The sequence below is a fragment of the Spiroplasma endosymbiont of Poecilobothrus nobilitatus genome, assembly GCF_964030655.1.
GTDB lineage: Bacteria > Bacillota_I > Bacilli_A > Mycoplasmatales > Mycoplasmataceae > Spiroplasma.
Genome location: NZ_OZ034915.1, coordinates 630,178 through 647,939 on the forward strand (window position 1 = coordinate 630,178; position 17,762 = coordinate 647,939).

Genomic DNA, 17,762 nt, shown 5'->3' on the forward strand with positions numbered 1-17,762 from the left:
AAGTAGACGATTTTAATTATGGCAAAAATTAATTTTTTCGCTCTTGGTGGATTAGACGAGCGAGGTAAAAATTTATACTGCATTGAGGTAAAACAAGATATTTTTATTTTTGATGCAGGAACAAAAAATCCGGAACGTGGAATTTTAGGAATTGATGTAGTAATTCCTAATTTTGATTATCTAAAGGAAAACCGCGCTAGAATTAAGGGTGTTTTTATTACAAAACCTTCTGATGAATGTTCTGAAGCAATTACTTATATTTTAAAAGAATTGGCACTACCAGTTTATGGAAGTGATTTAACTTGTAATATTTTAAAATTCCATTTACAACGTTTTAAAGTTCGCGGGAAAGAAGAATGTTTTCATGTTATTAATGCAAAAGATATTCTTGATTTTGGATTATGCAAGGTTGAAGTATTTTCAACAACAACAAATATGCCAAATAGTTTTGGCTTTGCATTGCATACACCTGATGGCACAATTATTTATACTGGAGATTATATTTTTGATGCTAAAGCAGACCCTAATTTTGCAACAGATTTACAACATTTAAATCAAATTATTGTTAAAAATAAGGTACTATTATTTTTATCAGAAGCCTCATCAGCTTCACGCCGTGATTATACAGCACCAAACCATAAGATTAAAAATTATATTGAACGAGCCGTTAAAGAAACAGAAGATCGTATTATTTTAGCTTGTTTTGATCAAGATTTACATAAAATTAGTGAGTTATTTGATTTAGTTCGTGAAAATAATATTTCAGTTGGAATTTATGGCCAAACTTTGTTGGAGTCATTAAAAGTGTTATCGGATAGTAAAAAACTAAATTTCAATGGAATTAATTTAAAAGGATTACAAGAAGCAGTTAAAGAAGAAAAATCATTAATTATTGTAACTGGTAGTGGAGAACGTTTATATAGTCGTTTGATTAAAATTGCTTCTGGTAATGATGATATTTTAGATATTAAAGAAAGTGATACAATTATTTTAGCAACACCGCCAAACCCAGGAAGTGAATTAAATCATGCCAATGTTTTAGATGAATTAGCTCGAACTGTCGCAAAAACAATTGCTTTATCAGATAAAAAAGTTTGAACAATGACAGCAAGTTATGAAGATGTTAAATTAATGAGTTCAATTATTAATCCAAAATATTTTGTGCCAGTGAAAGGTTTATATAAAGATTTTGTGCAAGCAAAAATGGCGGCAATTGAAGCTGGGATTAATCCAGAACATATTTTTATTGTTGATAATGGCGAAGGTCTTGAATTTATTGATGGTGAATATATGAAAAAAAGCAATAAGGTAAAAACCGCTGATTTATATGTTGATGGGATTGGCGTTGGTGACATTGGAGCAGTTGTTTTAAATGAACGAAAACAATTAGCTACTGATGGAGTTGTTATTATTGGGGTTTCAATTGATAGTAAAACAAAGGAATTAGTTTCTTTAATTGATACGCAAATGCGAGGAGTAATTTATATTCAAGAAAATAATGATATTTTCCGTAAAATGCAAAAAGTTATTATTGAAATTATTGAGAAACATTATAAAAAAGCTGTTGTTGGTGAAATGTATGATGTCAATGAAGTAAAAAATGAAATTAGATCGACAATTAGTTCATTTGTTAAAACAGAAACAGGAAAAACACCAATTATTTTAGCAATTGTGAATGAAATTTAATTTTATGATATATTTATAGTAGATAAATATTTGAAGCTTTTAAAATGTATGGTCATATTTAAAGTAATTTCTAAATATTTAGAATTTTAGGAGGGCTGCACTATGGAAAAGAAATCTTATGATGATCAGTTATTAAATGATCAGAATGAGAAAACTGCAATCTTAAAAGTCAAAAAAAAGCAGCGTCGTAATGATTCCATCGGGTGAGTAATTGGGGCATTATTAGTGACGTTTTTTACTATTCTTGCCGTAGGGCGAATTACTTTAATTGGGCAATTTATTGATGATGTTTTATTTACATTTGCATTTGGCTGATTTAAGTATTTAATGTATTTTGTATGCTTAGTGCTAGGTTTGACAATTTTTATTGGGGTACGGATTCGATTAAAATCACGGGTAATTTGAATGGTGGTAACCTTTATTATTTTGCCCTGCTGATTGATAAGCATCATTTTGTTAATTTATCAATATGCTAACGGGCAAATGGCGTATTTTGATAAAACTGTTTTTTTAGATGTTGTTAAGAATTATTTGCAACGATGACAAGATGCATCAATTTTTAATCCTAATCCAAACCATCCGATAACATTTGTTGGTTTTAATGGTGCTTGAATTACTTTATATGCTGGAGGTGGTATGGTTGGAAATCTTTTAGCTGGTATTGCTAGTTATACTACAATTTTTGGTTCGTTAATTTTGTGTTTATCATTTTTTTTATTATGAGGAAGTTGAGTCGCAACAGGAACAGCATTTGGAATGTTTTTACCAAAAAATGAACGCCAGCAACAAGGTGTGCGTGTATTACGTTTATCAGCAAATCGATGTCAAAAGCAAAATATTTACCAAAATTTTAATATTCCCGATGAGGAATTATTTTCGGCTCGGCAAGTTATGCATACAACAGAAGCATCAGATATTACAATTCAAATGCCATCATGTACAGCATTACATGACCAACATTTAATTGATGATTTAATTGCCGATGATTTTGTTGGCAATAAAAAAATGAAACAAAATTATGTTCGTTTTGATAATCAAACTAGTTCTACACCAGAATTACGAAAAGAGCCTTTCAATGATTATCATTCAGGGCCTTCACAGTCACCACATTCTTCGCAATTACCACACCGTTCAAGAATGCAATTAACACCGGACCAATATATTCAACCACGTAATCGCCGTAGTAATAATACGCTTAATAAAAAACTTGATGATTTACCAGTGTATGGTTCTTCTTATAGAAAAGATATTAATATTGATGCTGCGCGCGATAAGTTGAATTCAGCAACTGATATCACGCCTTTTGGAAAAATTAATCGAGGTGGTAATTCAACAACTTTAAAGCAAACATCATTTTATGATGAACAATTACCAACGGAAGAATTTAATCCAACTCCATCAGAGCAATTTGAAACAGTTGATATTAATGAAGGAATTTATCATCGACAAAGTAATTCAGAATATCATCATCCATTAGAACCATACCAAGATGAATATTATTCGAATTATGATCCACCATTAATGGAACAACAACATTTTGACGCGCCGTATCAACCACCACACCGTGTTATGAGACCCAAGTCAATTGAAATTAATAAAAAAAATAGTCAAACTGTTTCACCCCGAAATACTTTTAATAATCCACATTACAAATTACTAAATTTAGGTTTATTAAGTACAAAAGAAGATAACCGTCGTAATAATGAACGAAATAAACTTGCTGCGCAAAAGAAGGCAGTGAAAATTAATCAAGTTTTTCAACAATTTAATATTGCTGCTAGTGTACAAGGAATTAATATTGGGCCAACTATTACAAAATTTGAAGTTCAAATGCAACCAGGAGTGAAAGTTAACAAAATTATGCATTTAGAAAATGATTTAAAATATGCTTTAGCAACTCAAAATGTTCGAATTGAAGCCCCAATTCAAGGAAAGTCAGCAGTTGGGATTGAAATTGCTAATGAAATTAGCAATAAAGTAACATTACGTGAAATTATGGAACGGTTACCATTAGAAAAACAAGATCGTAAATTATTAGTTGGCATTGGCCGTAGTGTGAACGAAGAAATTATTTTTGTTGAATTAGATAAAATGCCACATTTATTAGTTGCTGGTTCAACAGGTAGTGGAAAATCTGTTTGTATTAACACCATTTTATCATCGCTAATATTACGAACAAAACCATCGGAAGTTAAATTATTATTAATTGACCCAAAACAGGTTGAACTAGCTGTTTATAATAATTTACCCCATTTATTAGCGCCAGTTATTACAGATACTAAATTAGCAAATTCTGCCTTAAAAAAAATAATTGCTGAAATGGAACGTCGTTATAGTATGCTATCAGAACGTGGAGTCCGTAATATTGAATCGTTTAATAAAAAAGTTACAGAAAAAGATCGCTTACCTTATATTGTTGTTATAATTGATGAATTAGCTGACTTAATGATGACAGCTGGAAAAGATATTGAAGATTCAATTATGCGAATTACGCAATTAGCTCGTGCTGCTGGAATTCATATGGTGATTGCAACACAACGACCATCAACAGATGTTATTACCGGGGTAATTAAAACAAATATTCCATCGCGAATTTCCTTTTCAGTTACCTCAGCAATTGACTCTCGCACAATTTTAGACCAAGGTGGGGCCGAAAAACTAATTGGGTATGGTGATATGTTATATGCTCCTGCCGGGCAAAATATTCCAACCCGTGCGCAAGGAGCTTTTATTTCTGATGATGAAATTAAACGATTAGTTGAATTTTGTCGTGCTCAACAAGAACCTGATTATGATGAAGAGTTTTTAAATATTGAAATAAATAGTGAAACAGGAAGTAGCAATGAAAACGATAATATTGATTCATTGTATCAAGAAATTAAATGTTTTGTGATTTTAAATCAAAAAGCTTCGACATCTTTAATTCAACGAAAATTCTCAATTGGATATAATCGTGCTAGTCGTTTAATTGATGCTTTAGAAGAAAATGGGATTATTGGTCCACAAAATGGAGCAAAACCACGTGATGTCTATGTTCAAAATATTGACTTAGATGATAATCCTTTTAATGATGGCGGTTATTAATAGAGCGCAGATAATTTACAAAAAAACAATGATTTATTGTTTATTTATAATTTTTATATATAATTAATGGTATAATTGGAAAGATAAAATTTCAATTAATATTTTTAAATATTAAGTATATAATTAAAATATTATGTAAAAAACATTAAGGATGAGAAGAAATGGCAAAAAAAACAAAAAAAATAAATGCAAAGTTAAAGAAACTAAATGATATTTCATTAAAATTAACTGATGTTGAATTTCGCTATCGGGAAAATCATCCTAATGCTGTTGATGGAGTTAGTTTTGAAATTAACCATGGGGAATATGTTACAATAATTGGACATAATGGTAGTGGAAAATCAACAATTAGTAAAATTATTATTGGTGTTTTACGCCCACAAAAAGGGAAAATTAAAGTTTTTGGTAATGAAGTTCATTCATCAACAATTACGGGAATTCGAAAATTTTTAGGAATTGTGTTCCAAAATCCAGATAATCAATTTATTGGATCAACAGTTCGTGATGATATTGCATTTGGGCTTGAAAATCGCCAAATTCCGCAAAAAGAAATGCAAGCAATTATTGATAAAGCTGCTGCAAAAGTTGGTATGAATAATTTTCTTGACCATGAACCACTAATGCTATCGGGAGGCCAAAAACAACGGGTTGCAATTGCTTCAGCACTAGCATTATCACCAGATATTATTATTTTTGATGAGGCCACAAGTATGTTAGATCCAAAAGGACGAAAAGAAATTAAACAAATTATGGTGGATTTAAAAGAATCACGCGAAAAAACAATTATTTCAATTACGCATGATATGGATGAAATTTTAAATGCTGATAAAGTGATTGTTATGAATAAAGGCCAAATGGTTAAATGTGGGAAACCACATGAAGTTTTGTATGATGAAGAGTTTTTAAAATCAATTCATTTAGATGTTCCTTTTGTTTCAAAAGTCGTTGATAGTTTACGCTTAAATGGTTTAAAAGTGAAAAATACACTAGATCTTATAGAGTTGGTGGATGAGATATGTCAAAAGTAAAAAAACAACCTAAAATTGAAGCATTACAAAATGTTGATATTACATTCACAGATGTGTCTTATGTTTATGCTCCTAAAACACCTTATGAATATACTTCCTTGCAAGATATTAATGTTGTTATTAAACCTGGGAAAATTACTGCTATTATTGGATCAACAGGAAGTGGCAAATCAACCTTAATTCAACATATCAATGGTTTATTAATTCCAACCACAGGAGTTGTTGATGCAAATGGTTTTATTATTAAAGCAAAACAAAAACGAATTAAAAATATTAAACAATTACGAAAATCAATTGGCTTAGTGTTCCAGTTTCCAGAATATCAATTATTTGAAGAAACAATTGAAAAAGATATTATGTTTGGTCCAGTTCACTTGGGTGAAAGTAAAGAAGTTGCTCGAGAAAATGCTAAAAAATACTTAGAAATGGTTGGTTTACCATTAAATTATTTAGAGCGTTCACCGTTTGATTTATCAGGAGGGCAAAAACGCCGGGTTGCGATTGCAGGAATTTTAGCAATGGAGGGTAATACTCTAATTTTAGATGAACCAACCGCTGGGTTAGATCCTGAAGGTGAAGAGGATTTTATTAAGTTATTTCAACGGATTAATAAGGAACAAAATAAACGGATTATTTTAGTAACGCATAATATGGACCATGTTTTAGAAAATGCTGATGAAGTTATCGCTTTAAAAGAAGGCCGAATTTTAAAAGTTGGAACACCATTTGAAATTTTTAAGGATAAAAATTTATTACAAGAATTATTAATTGAACCACCAAAAATTTATCATTTGATTTATCAATTGCAAGAAAAAGGTCTTGATTTAACAAATGTTAATATTCGTAATATTGACCAATTAGCAAAAGAAATTATTCAACATAAAGAACAAAAAAGAAAGGGATAAAAGAGATGCGCTTATCATTTGGACGTTATATTGCTTATAATTCCCCAATTCATAGAATGGATCCGCGGGTAAAATTATTTATGTTGTTATCATTAATGATATCAATCTTTTTTTCAACTGGTTTTACCGGTTATGCCATTTTAGGAATAACAATTTTTAGTTTGTTCTTTTTAGCGAAATTACCGCCAAGGTTATTACGAGCATTACTAAAACCAATCTTATTTATGTTTATTATTTTGTTGTTAATTAATTGCTTTTTAGTTACGGATGGTTATATTGGATGACATTGAGGTGGAAAAGCAACAGCAACAGGGCCTGTTGCTGCGGGAGGAAAAAGTTGATTTGCTTTTTCTGAAAAAGCTATTTTTAATGCCCTTTATATGGCATGCCGGATTTATTTAATGATTTTAATTACAACAATTTTAACGGCAACAACGCGCCCATTAGATTTAACTTTAGCATTAGAAGATTTATTAAGTCCATTAAAACTAGTTCGCTTTCCAGTTCATATTTTATCAACAATTATTTCAATTTCCTTACGAATGATTCCAACTTTAATTGAAGAAGCAGGACGGATTATGAAAGCGCAATCCTCACGTGGGGTTGATTTTAAAAATGGCCATTTTAAAGATAAAATTAAGTCAACAACAGCTTTAATTATTCCGTTATTAGTATCAGCATTTCAAAAAGCTGAAGATTTAGCATATGCAATGGATGCTCGTGGTTATGACCCCCATGCCAAACGAACACGTTATCGTCATTATCGGATTCATTTTTCTGATGTGTTATTATTTATTTTTGGGGTTGGAATTGCTAGCATTATTATTGCTCAATCAGTAACAATGGGACAATATGAAACCTTTTATGAAGTTTGACATTGAGATAACAATTCTAATAGATGAATATTTGGCAAAATTAAAACAGGATTTTTACAAATTCGGATTCCACATATTGATGAATTTGTTTTAGAATGATAATGTTATATTTATTATTAAGTATTGAATATGATGGTTATGATTATAGCGGCTGAGTTAAACAAAAAAATGCTCGAACAATTCAAGGCGAATTGGAGAAAGCATTTTTTGGTATTTGTCATCAAAAAATTTGAACTTTAGGAGCTAGTAAAACGGATGCTGGTGTGCACGCTTGTGATCAAAAGGTATTAGTAAAACTACCATTCCAACCACGACATTTAGCTTTTTTTATTAAAACCGTTAGTCAAACTTTACCACCAAATATTAATATTAAAGGATATCAGCTTGTAGCCGAAAATTTTAGTGTTCGAACTGCAAAAGTAAAAGAATATGTTTATACAATTAATGATCAAGAGTATGATCTTTTTAACCACCGTTATGAACTTAAAGTTAATGCACCATTAAATGTTAGAAAGTTACATCAAATTAGTCAAATTTTTGTTGGAACACACAATTTTACTTATTTTGCAGGGATTAAACCAACCGAGGATATTGCAACAGCACGAACAATTAACAAAATTTGGGTTAAACGAAACAAAGCAAAAAAAATTGAAATTCATTTCATGGGAAAAAGTTTTATTCGTTATCAAATTCGAATGTTGACACAAAATATTTTAGCTTGTTATGCTGGCAAAGTTAGTTTAAATGAATTACAAGCACAATTAAACTGCCCCCCTAAAGGAACAATAACAAAATATTGTGCAAAACCATATGGTTTATGTTTGAAAAAAATTAAATATTAACATAATTTTAATTAGTATGCTTTTTTTTAAAAAATAAATGTGATACTATATATTATTTTGCTTTTTTATGGTATAATTTATAATAACAAGTATGGGTAGAAAATAGGGCAAAATGAGGTGCAAAAATGAATAATAGTTTTTATATTTTACCAAATGAAGAAGGATATTTAGTAAAGTCACATGATACTAATAGCGAAATTGCGCTATTTAGAAGTCGTCGTGATGCAGAAGTGTTTATTAGCACTTTAACATTATCACCAACCCCTTCATTTTCAAATAATTATTCATCAGGAACTTCAATTCCCCAATATTCATCGCAACCTCAGCAAATTATTACGCCATATCCGACGAATGGTGCTTCACCACAAGTTTTTTTTATTCAACAACCAGCTCCAGCACAACAAGTAGCCCCATCGCCATATCCATTTTATTCGATGATGCCACCAACTTCGCAAATGGGAGGAATGTGTCATGGTATGTATCTAAATTATTATGGGCCACAAAATAATCCTTATGGACCATGAGGTTGTACTTGTGGGCAAAATAATTCAGATTATAATGAACATTTTGAAAAAAATCCTCACATTAAAAATAATGAAGGTTTAAAACCAAGTTGAAATAATGACAGCAATGATTTGCGCATAAAAAAAAATAATCAATTAAAAGATGATACATTTCCTTGAATACAGAAAAATGATGAATATTCAAATAATGGGTATGAAGAACAACTAGTTCAATCTCCTGTTAAAGAATATAATCCTGAAACAGTTATTAATCAAGGCCAAAATAATCCGGTTTCAACTGATGAAATATTAGGACATCAATATAATGATGTTGCAGTTACTAATCCAGAGCCTGTAATAACTCCAAATGTTTATTCAAAGGAATTAGAACAACAAGGAAATCATTCCCAACCAACCAACAATCAACCATACTATGAACAAGCTTTTGTTTCTAATCCGGTTTTTCTTAATCAACAATCAGAACAACCAGAACAATATGAGCAACCAAAACAAGTGGCAAAACCAATTAATGTAGCTGATGATGATGAATTATTTAATTTTGCTAATGAACAAGAATTTAATAACAATTCCAAAATTTCAAAAAAAGAAACAAAACGTTTAATGAAAGAAGAATTAAAAGCAGCCAAAATGCAAGCAAAATTAGAAAAACAGAATCATAAAAAAGCAAAGCGTAAAGGGGCGCTTGATATTGAGGAATTATACCCAATTGTAGAATAAAAAGCAAATTAATTTTGCTTTTTATTTTTTTAAAATATTTTAAATTTATGGTTTTAATTTTGTAGAAAACTCTTGATGAAATAAAAAAATCATCAATATGATAACTTTAAAAGAAAATTATATAAACTTTTAATATTGTTATTTAACTTTTTTATACGTTAAAATATAATACCGATGATTGTTGGTTTGGCGTTAAACCTTTATGCTGGCATTTTCATTTTCAGAGATTTAAATAATTTTGAATGTTCGTGAAACCTAAGCCATGATAATGAATTAAGGATTCTTTAAGATTTGATTGTAATTTACTAATTTTATTTAACTCCCGATAACTAGCATTAGGATTTGTACTAGTTTTAGTTGCTAATAAAATAGAATTTGTTTGTTTTGCTACTAATAAATATAATGGTTGCATGTCAGAAATAATAATTGAATTTTCTTTGATTAATTGTTTATTAATATTTTCAATAATTCACTGTTTTTGTAATCGTTTTGTGTTGGTTGATTTAACATAAATATTATTATTGCTATCAACAGCCATTTGAATACAACATTTAGTGTTGGTTGAAAATGAATTGAATCAAGATGAATTTTTCTTTTATCAAATTTATCTTTAAAATTACCTTTGTGGATTTCTTTAATAAATGTTTCATCGATTTGAATTTGGCCATTTAACGTTTTAAATTTTAATTGGGTGTTTTCTAATTGTTTTGATTTCATTATTTTTTGGCGATTATATCAAGCGGTTTTCGGTGATGTTTTAATAAAGCGGGAAATCATTTTACTATATTGGCCTAATAATGAAATTTGAATCAATAAATTTCACTGTTCATATTTTAAATGACTTCAATACGTAAAATGATCACGAAAAGCATCAAAACTAGCACGACATTTTTTGCATAAATATTTTTGTTTTCCTTCAGGATTATGACCATTTTTAACACAATAAAAAGATTGACAATTAGGACATTTAATACCTTTATCCCTAAATTTTTGATCAATTTCATTTAAGCGTTTTTGTTTTTTAATTAATTCTGCTTCTTTTTTGACTTTTTCATGAAATTATAAAAATTGATCATCTGTTAAACTATTTATTAATTCTTCAATTATTTTTTCCATTAATTATTCACCTCGTATATTAAAAATATACCTAATTTTAGGTATATTTTATAAATATCAAGAGTTTTCTACAAAATTAAAGATTTATGGTTGTTTTTTAAATAAAATTAATGTTATAATGATTTAGGTTTTCGGGCTATAGCTCAGTTGGTTAGAGCGCACCCCTGATAAGGGTGAGGCCGATGGTTCAAGTCCATTTAGCCCGACCATTTTTTATAAGAATTTTGGGCCTGTAGCTCAGCTGGGAAAGCACCCGCCTTGCACGCAAGGAAGGGGGTCGACGGTTCGATCCCGTTCGGGTTCACCATTTCAAAATAAATTTAAAAAATTAATTAAAAAAGCATATTAAATTATTAATATGCTTTTTTAATTGAATTTAAAGGTTGTTTGTTGCTATTATCCTTAATTTTTGTGGGGGAAAGTTTAATATAATTGCTTTTTTAGTATAATATATCTAATGCAAAACAGAATATAAACAGGGGTGAAGTATGTCAATTTTTGATAAAAATGAAAACGAAAGATATGCATATTTTTTAACGAATTTTAAAGAAATACTTGCATATTGAGTAGTTATGATTAATGGTCAATTTATTAAGTCATCATTAGATAATTCATCAACTAAATTATTTGGAATGAATGTTGATAAAGCAATTTTATTTTTTGATATTAATTTAGATTCAAATAATGAATTACATGAATTAGGGATTATTAAAGAAAGTTATAGTATTGATTTAAAAAATGATTTAGATTTGAATTTAGGGAAAAAAATAAATAAGAAAAACGAAGGAAAAAATTATGATTTAATTTATAAACAAATTGATAATTTTTTTATTGAAGATTCAGAATTATTGAAATTTTGTGAATATACATTAAATATTACTAATTTATCAATGGAAACGGATGGACCAACAATTAGTGCTTTGAATAATTACAAATCAGTTGCTTTTAATAGTTATCCAACAAAAATTTATGAATTATTAGATTGATTTGGTATTGAAATTGTTGATGCAATTAATAACGGATTAAAAGTAAAACGTTTTGGTGTTAAAGACAATAGCGCTGGTAGTAATAGCAAGATAAGAAGAAAACCAAGATTAATGTCAAACAAAACTTTAAAAAATATTGATAATGATGATAACAAAATTAATAAAGAAATAATTTTTACTGAGTATTTTGCAAATAATGGTAATATTAGTGCTAAGTTAATTGCTTTAAATAAGTTGTTACCACTGTTAGAAGAAAAACGAGCTGAAATTAAAGATTTTAATCCTAAGTTAGAATATGATATTTTTAGTTTTTTACAACATACAAAATATCGTAATTCTTTAACATATCAAGAAGATAGCGAAGCTGAAAAATGTTTGGATAAAGTTTTTAAAAAAGCGATGCTATCGTTATATTTATTAGATATTGGTTAAAAAACGAAGAAAAAAATAAGACTGCACCCCAAAAAGTAAGTAAAATAAAAAAAGATTTTGTTAAATTTTTATAGGGGGTGCATTTTTATATGGCAAAAAAAGGGCAAAAATATAACAAATATACATCAGAATTTAGAACAAAAATCATTGAGGAAATTAAACAAAAAAGTTTTTGAATAGTAGCAAAACAATATAATATAAATGCAAATACAGCAGAATCTTGATGAACAAATCATAAAAAAGGAAAATTAAACAATCCTAAAGGACCTAAAATTTCTTTTGCCAAAAGAAATTTAGAATATTATAAAACAAGGTATGAATTATTAAAAAAGATCCATGACTTTTACAATTAAGAAAACTAAGAATAGTCTCTTTTATTAAAAAAAATTGTCGTGAATATTCAATAAAATTATTACTAGAAGTAACAGGGTTAAAATGGAATGGTAACACTTTTTAGGGCACTTTTTATATAGACATTTGTTTTCTAAAAGTAACTGGAGATAAATAATTTAAACTGCCATGAATTCGAATATTGTTATATCAATGCACAAAATCAAAAAGTTCGTATTTTAATTGTGTTAAATTTTTAAATTTTTTACCCTTAATAAATTCAGTTTTAAAAGTTTTGTAAGTTGTTTCAGCCACAGCATTATCATAAGGGCAGCCTTTATTGCTTAATGATCTTTTAATATTAAAAGTTATTAAAATTTCATCAATGATTTTATTTTTAAACTCATTACCACGATCAGTATGAAATAGAGTTATTTGATTTAATGGTCGTGTTATTTTATGAAAAGCTTGTTGGACCAGTTCGGCTGTTTTATTCGGCCCAGCACTATAACCAATTATTTCACGATTAAACAAGTCAATTAATAAACAAATATAATGTCATTTAGCGCCAACTTGAACATATGTTAAATCACTAACAATAACTTCATTAGGTTTTTTGTTGTTAAATTGACGATTTAAAATATTATTAATTTGGTCATTATTGACTGTTGTTTTATGATTATGATATTTTAATTTGGTGTATTTAGAAACCAAATTATTTTTGATCATAAAGAATCTTATTTTTCGCCGCGATAAGATGATATCTTTTCTGTTTAAAATAATGGATAGGCTACAATTATTAGGACCATAATTATATAGACTTAAAAATTAGATAAAATTATTAAGAAAGAAGGAATATAAAAATGGGAAATAAAACTTCATACTCTGAAGAATTTAAAAAACAAATTATCATGCTATATAAAAATGGTAAAAGTGTTATTAATCTAGGGCAAGAATATAATTTACCAAAACCAACTATTTATAGTTGAGTTAAAAATTATAATAATTCTGGTTCATTTAAAGCAAAAGACAATCTCACACTAGAAGAAAATGAAATAATAACTTTACGAAAAGAACTTAAAGACTTGAAAATGGAAAATGACATTTTAAAGCAAGCCGCACTGATAATGGCCAAAAAATAACAATAATTAATAACAACAAAACAAAATATTCAGCAAGAAAAATATGTAAGATTTTGGGTTTATCAAAATCAACGTATTATTATCAAACTAATAAATGCATTAACAAGCAAGTTAATAATTATGAACAAGAAATTATCAGTGCCTTTAATAAAAGCCGCAAAATTTATGGGGCTCGCAAAATTAAAGTTATTTTAAACAGAAAAGATATCATCTTATCGCGGCGAAAAATAAGATTCTTTATGATCAAAAATAATTTGGTTTCTAAATACACCAAATTAAAATATCATAATCATAAAACAACAGTCAATAATGACCAAATTAATAATATTTTAAATCGTCAATTTAACAACAAAAAACCTAATGAAGTTATTGTTAGTGATTTAACATATGTTCAAGTTGGCGCTAAATGACATTATATTTGTTTATTAATTGACTTGTTTAATCGTGAAATAATTGGTTATAGTGCTGGGCCGAATAAAACAGCCGAACTGGTCCAACAAGCTTTTCATAAAATAACACGACCATTAAATCAAATAACTCTATTTCATACTGATCGTGGTAATGAGTTTAAAAATAAAATCATTGATGAAATTTTAATAACTTTTAATATTAAAAGATCATTAAGCAATAAAGGCCGCCCTTATGATAATGCTGTGGCTGAAACAACTTACAAAACTTTTAAAACTGAATTTATTAAGGGTAAAAAATTTAAAAATTTAACACAATTAAAATACGAACTTTTTGATTTTGTGCATTGATATAACAATATTCGAATTCATGGCAGTTTAAATTATTTATCTCCAGTTACTTTTAGAAAACAAATGTCTATATAAAAAGTGTCCTAAAAAGTGTTGCCATTCCAATACTTTTTATTAGTACTTACTAAAATGGGTGCACTCTAAAATAATTCGTTTTTTATTTATTAAAATTATTTTAAGAAGTTTTCCGTTATAATTTGTAGTAGGTGATTATGATGAAAGTTATTTTAATTAAAGATGTTAAAGGAAAAGGAAAAGTTAATGATGTAATTGATGTTGCTGATGGTTATGCAAAAAATTATTTAATTAAAGAAGGTTTTGCAATTCTAACAACTTCTGCTAATTTGGCTAAATTAAATGTTGTTTTATCACAGCAAGCAGCACAAAAAGCAACAACAAAAGCTTATTTAGAAGAATTAAAAGCAGCATTAGAAGAATTAACATTGAATTTTAAATTAAAAGTTCATGATAATAAAACATTTGGTTCTGTTTCTTTAACACAAATTGAAGATCGATTAGCGAAAGAATTTAACTTAAAAGTTGATAAAAAGAAATTTATTGATAATAATAATTTAACAAGTTTTGGGTTACATTACCTAAAAATTAAATTAGCTCCAAATATAATTGCAACATTAAAAGTGATGGTAGAAAAAAAGGAGAGTTAATTAATGGAAAACATCAATAAAACAGAATTAAATAAACTTAATGTTATTAATGATGCGGAAAAAAATGTTTTAGCAATAATTGCACACTCCATTACAGCGGCTGAAGAAGTTTTTTTAATTTTAACAGAAGAAGATTTTACTGTAATGAATTACAAAGTAATTTTCAAAGCTTTACAAGAACAATTTTCAGCAAAGGTTGCAATTAATATTACAACATTAAGCAATTATATGTTAAAAAATAATATTTTAAATAAAATTGGTGGCATTGAATTTTTAACTGATTTATTTCAATCATATACAACAGATGCTAATTTATCTGAATATTTAGATATTATTATTAAAAATACAACCTCACGTCGATTAAAGGCTGTTGTTGATAGTATTAATCGTCAGATTGATGCTCATCAGCCAATTGATGAAGTTGTTAGTCACGCAGAAAAAGAAATCTTAGATGTTAAAAAGGAGCGAAAAGGGAATTTATTTAAAACTTCATATGACGAAGTTGATAAAGTACTACAAAAAATTGAATTGTTAGAAAATTCCTGCGAAATGTTAACAGGAAGTCCAAGTGGTTTTCGTGATTTAGATCGTATGACATCAGGTTTTCAAAAAGGGGATTTTATTATTTTAGCGGCACGTCCTTCAATGGGAAAGACAGCATTAGCTTTAAATTTTGCTGTTAAATCAGCTGCTCAATCAAAAAAAGCAGTTGCTATTTTTTCAGTTGAAATGCCAGCAGAACAATTAATTCAAAGAATGCTAGGAAGTTATTCAACAGTTGATTCTGTTAAAGTCCGAACTGGTAAAGGGTTACAAACGCGTGATTGAGAAAATATTACCAAGGCGGCAGATTTTTTAAAACAAACAAAATTATTTATTGATGATACGCCAGGTTTGAAAGTCATTGAATTACAGTCAAAGTTAAGAAAATTATGTCGTGAAAACGAAGTTGGCTTAGTTGTTATTGATTATTTACAATTACTTAGCACTGGAACTCATTTTGGCGATTCACGTCAACAAGAAGTTTCAACAATTTCCCGGCAACTTAAAGTATTATCTCGTGAATTAGAGGTTCCGATTATTTGTTTATCCCAATTATCACGGTTAGTTGAAAAACGAGAAGACAAAAGGCCAATTATGTCTGACTTACGTGATTCAGGGGCAATTGAACAAGATGCGGATATTATTATGTTTTTATTTCGAGAAGAATATTATACTGCTAACGATTCAAATAAAATGGAAGGACCAATGTTAGAAACAGAAAAGGCACAATTAATTTTATCAAAGCATCGAAATGGCCCAACTGGGAGTGTTGAATTATTATTTGTAAAAAAACACGGTTCATTTGCTGATTATGGTTTGCAAAATACAAAAATTTAGGATACTATATTAATTAGTGAAAAATAAATTAGTGTTTAAGAAAAGAGTACTATAATGCGTAAGTTATTATCAATTTTTGCAGCAACAACTTTGGTTACAGCATCATCAGCATCAGCTGTCGCTTGTAGTGGTGCACTACAAGGAAAACCTATTTCTACTTTTATGTATAATGGAAATCAAAAATTTAGTCATGCCCCAACAGCAACTGGTAAATCAACAAATGGAATTGATGATGTAACACAATCAGGAAAAGATGAAAATGGTGCTCCTTATGAATACAGTTTACAGGGTGGGCAATTGGGTTTAATTAATAATGCAATTAAATCTATTTTACATGGTATAAATTTGACAAAAGATAATAGTGTAACAACTGGTAAAGGAACAAAGTGAACTGATGAGCAAATTGCAGCTGGCTTAAAAGGGCAAAAGGATGAACTAATTAAAACTGCAAAAACTGATGCGCAAGATCCTTTTGATAGTAGTAAAAAAAATAATCAAAAAGTATTATGAGAAGAATTTTTTAACAATTATTCAACTAGTTATGACTCATACTATAGCCAAGTTGCTTTCCTTGCAAATGAAAATAAAACAATTTTAAATAAAACAAATGATAATTTGGTTACAATGACTGGGAATGCAGAAAATACAAAGAATAAAGAATGAGTTAAAGAACAAACTTGGCCAGATGGCAAAAAAACTCCTTATACACCTTCATCATTAAAAGTATTATCACCTATAGCAACGATTCTTGAATGATTAAATGATCCAAAAAATGGCTATAATCAAGGTTATGATCAAATTGATCAAAATCGCGGATATCAATCAGCACGTTATATTGCAATTGTTATTCCTAATGTGACAATTCGCTTTGAGTTTCAAGGAGAACATAATCGTTTTACTTTTACAGTAACAATTGATAAATTAGTAGGTTATGCAAATTATCTTGTTTACGAAAATCCAAATAGTACAAAAGATAATACAACTTATGGTCATCAATGATTTTTCCTAAGTTATGGTTTTTATGACTTTGAGAGTTTAAAAGATGATGATGATTATCATCACTATAATTTTAATGCTATTCCAGATGATGTTAAGATTGATCAAAATATTAAAATTGCATTAGGATTTGTTAAAAAAAATGATTATAAAGGAATTTTAACAGAGGAGGAAGATAAGGAAGTTGGCAAAAGTGGTCAATTCCCAACACCAGAAACAGATTATACTTTCCCAGCTCTAAAATGAAAAATTAATGTTGATTCAATTACTGACCAATATAAATAATTGATATTAAA

At 28.5% G+C, this 17,762-nt stretch carries 16 protein-coding genes, 1 tRNA gene and 2 pseudogenes; 15 read left to right on the forward strand and 4 right to left on the reverse strand.

Translation table 4 applies throughout. The annotated features are described in order from the left end of the window. The first annotated feature begins 18 nt into the window (after window positions 1-18). The 7 genes from AAHM76_RS03620 to AAHM76_RS03650 all read left to right on the forward strand — a co-directional run bounded on the left by AAHM76_RS03620 (window position 19) and on the right by AAHM76_RS03650 (window position 9,661). Entirely contained in the window at window positions 19-1,686 is a 1,668-nt protein-coding gene (locus AAHM76_RS03620) for a ribonuclease J (RefSeq protein WP_342256722.1), read from the forward strand. Between the two features lie 102 nt (window positions 1,687-1,788). Further along, a complete protein-coding gene (locus AAHM76_RS03625) occupies window positions 1,789-4,770 on the forward strand; it encodes a DNA translocase FtsK (RefSeq protein WP_342256723.1) in 2,982 nt (993 codons plus the stop codon). Between the two features lie 161 nt (window positions 4,771-4,931). Further along, on the forward strand, window positions 4,932-5,798 hold the full coding sequence (locus tag AAHM76_RS03630) for an energy-coupling factor transporter ATPase (protein WP_342256724.1): 867 nt from the start codon (window positions 4,932-4,934) through the stop codon (window positions 5,796-5,798). Then, window positions 5,786-6,703, forward strand: coding sequence for an energy-coupling factor transporter ATPase (locus tag AAHM76_RS03635; RefSeq protein ID WP_342256725.1), 918 nt, complete (start codon window positions 5,786-5,788; stop codon window positions 6,701-6,703). The genes AAHM76_RS03630 and AAHM76_RS03635 overlap by 13 nt, the downstream gene beginning before the upstream one ends. Window positions 6,704-6,708: 5 nt before the next feature. Then, window positions 6,709-7,680, forward strand: coding sequence for an energy-coupling factor transporter transmembrane component T (locus AAHM76_RS03640; protein WP_342256726.1), 972 nt, complete (start codon window positions 6,709-6,711; stop codon window positions 7,678-7,680). Continuing rightward, window positions 7,674-8,420: a tRNA pseudouridine(38-40) synthase TruA gene (truA, locus tag AAHM76_RS03645; protein WP_342256727.1), complete on the forward strand. Its 747-nt coding sequence runs from the start codon at window positions 7,674-7,676 to the stop codon at window positions 8,418-8,420. Before AAHM76_RS03640 ends, truA begins: the two co-directional genes overlap by 7 nt. Window positions 8,421-8,545: 125 nt before the next feature. Further along, window positions 8,546-9,661, forward strand: a complete 1,116-nt coding sequence (locus AAHM76_RS03650; protein ID WP_342256728.1) for a hypothetical protein — start codon at window positions 8,546-8,548, stop codon at window positions 9,659-9,661. A gap of 151 nt (window positions 9,662-9,812) precedes the next feature. Here the strand turns inward: AAHM76_RS03650 and AAHM76_RS03655 are convergent, their stop codons facing one another. From AAHM76_RS03655 to AAHM76_RS08485, 3 genes and pseudogenes are all read right to left on the reverse strand, one after another. Further along, complete coding sequence (locus AAHM76_RS03655; protein WP_342256729.1) at window positions 9,813-10,199, reverse strand: hypothetical protein; 387 nt, start codon at window positions 10,197-10,199, stop codon at window positions 9,813-9,815. Continuing rightward, window positions 10,103-10,474, reverse strand: coding sequence for a hypothetical protein (locus tag AAHM76_RS03660; protein ID WP_342256730.1), 372 nt, complete (start codon window positions 10,472-10,474; stop codon window positions 10,103-10,105). Before AAHM76_RS03660 ends, AAHM76_RS03655 begins: the two co-directional genes overlap by 97 nt. A 102-nt stretch (window positions 10,475-10,576) precedes the next feature. Next, a pseudogene (locus AAHM76_RS08485) lies at window positions 10,577-10,690 on the reverse strand (hypothetical protein); the annotation flags it as partial. A 219-nt stretch (window positions 10,691-10,909) separates the two neighbouring features. Between AAHM76_RS08485 and AAHM76_RS03665 the strand changes: the two are divergent. The 4 genes and pseudogenes from AAHM76_RS03665 (at window position 10,910) to AAHM76_RS03680 (ending at window position 12,548) form a co-directional block, all read left to right on the forward strand. Then, window positions 10,910-10,986 (forward strand) — tRNA-Ile (locus AAHM76_RS03665). Window positions 10,987-11,003: 17 nt separating this feature from the next. Beyond that, window positions 11,004-11,084: pseudogene (locus tag AAHM76_RS03670) on the forward strand. Window positions 11,085-11,265: 181 nt separating this feature from the next. Then, window positions 11,266-12,195: a hypothetical protein gene (locus AAHM76_RS03675; protein ID WP_342256731.1), complete on the forward strand. Its 930-nt coding sequence runs from the start codon at window positions 11,266-11,268 to the stop codon at window positions 12,193-12,195. An 89-nt stretch (window positions 12,196-12,284) separates the two neighbouring features. Beyond that, window positions 12,285-12,548, forward strand: a complete 264-nt coding sequence (locus tag AAHM76_RS03680) for a hypothetical protein (RefSeq protein ID WP_342256732.1) — start codon at window positions 12,285-12,287, stop codon at window positions 12,546-12,548. A gap of 112 nt (window positions 12,549-12,660) precedes the next feature. Here the strand turns inward: AAHM76_RS03680 and AAHM76_RS03685 are convergent, their stop codons facing one another. Continuing rightward, a complete protein-coding gene (locus tag AAHM76_RS03685) occupies window positions 12,661-13,350 on the reverse strand; it encodes an IS3 family transposase (RefSeq protein ID WP_425289461.1) in 690 nt (229 codons plus the stop codon). 38 nt (window positions 13,351-13,388) lie between these two features. Here AAHM76_RS03685 and AAHM76_RS03690 point away from each other — a divergent pair. From AAHM76_RS03690 to AAHM76_RS03705, 4 genes are all read left to right on the forward strand, one after another. Beyond that, window positions 13,389-14,500, forward strand: a protein-coding gene (locus tag AAHM76_RS03690) for an IS3 family transposase (RefSeq protein ID WP_342256733.1) whose coding sequence is annotated in 2 segments (ribosomal slippage) — window positions 13,389-13,632 and window positions 13,632-14,500 — 1,113 coding nt in all. Because the reading frame shifts where the segments join, the coding sequence is not laid out codon by codon here. Window positions 14,501-14,637: 137 nt separating this feature from the next. Next, window positions 14,638-15,090 carry a 50S ribosomal protein L9 gene (gene rplI, locus AAHM76_RS03695; RefSeq protein ID WP_342256734.1) on the forward strand — a complete coding sequence of 151 codons (453 nt, stop codon included), beginning with the start codon at window positions 14,638-14,640 and terminating at the stop codon, window positions 15,088-15,090. 3 nt (window positions 15,091-15,093) lie between these two features. Continuing rightward, window positions 15,094-16,470: a replicative DNA helicase gene (gene dnaB, locus AAHM76_RS03700; RefSeq protein ID WP_342256735.1), complete on the forward strand. Its 1,377-nt coding sequence runs from the start codon at window positions 15,094-15,096 to the stop codon at window positions 16,468-16,470. Between the two features lie 54 nt (window positions 16,471-16,524). Further along, window positions 16,525-17,751, forward strand: coding sequence for a lipoprotein (locus AAHM76_RS03705; RefSeq protein ID WP_342256736.1), 1,227 nt, complete (start codon window positions 16,525-16,527; stop codon window positions 17,749-17,751). The last annotated feature ends 11 nt before the right edge of the window (window positions 17,752-17,762 follow it).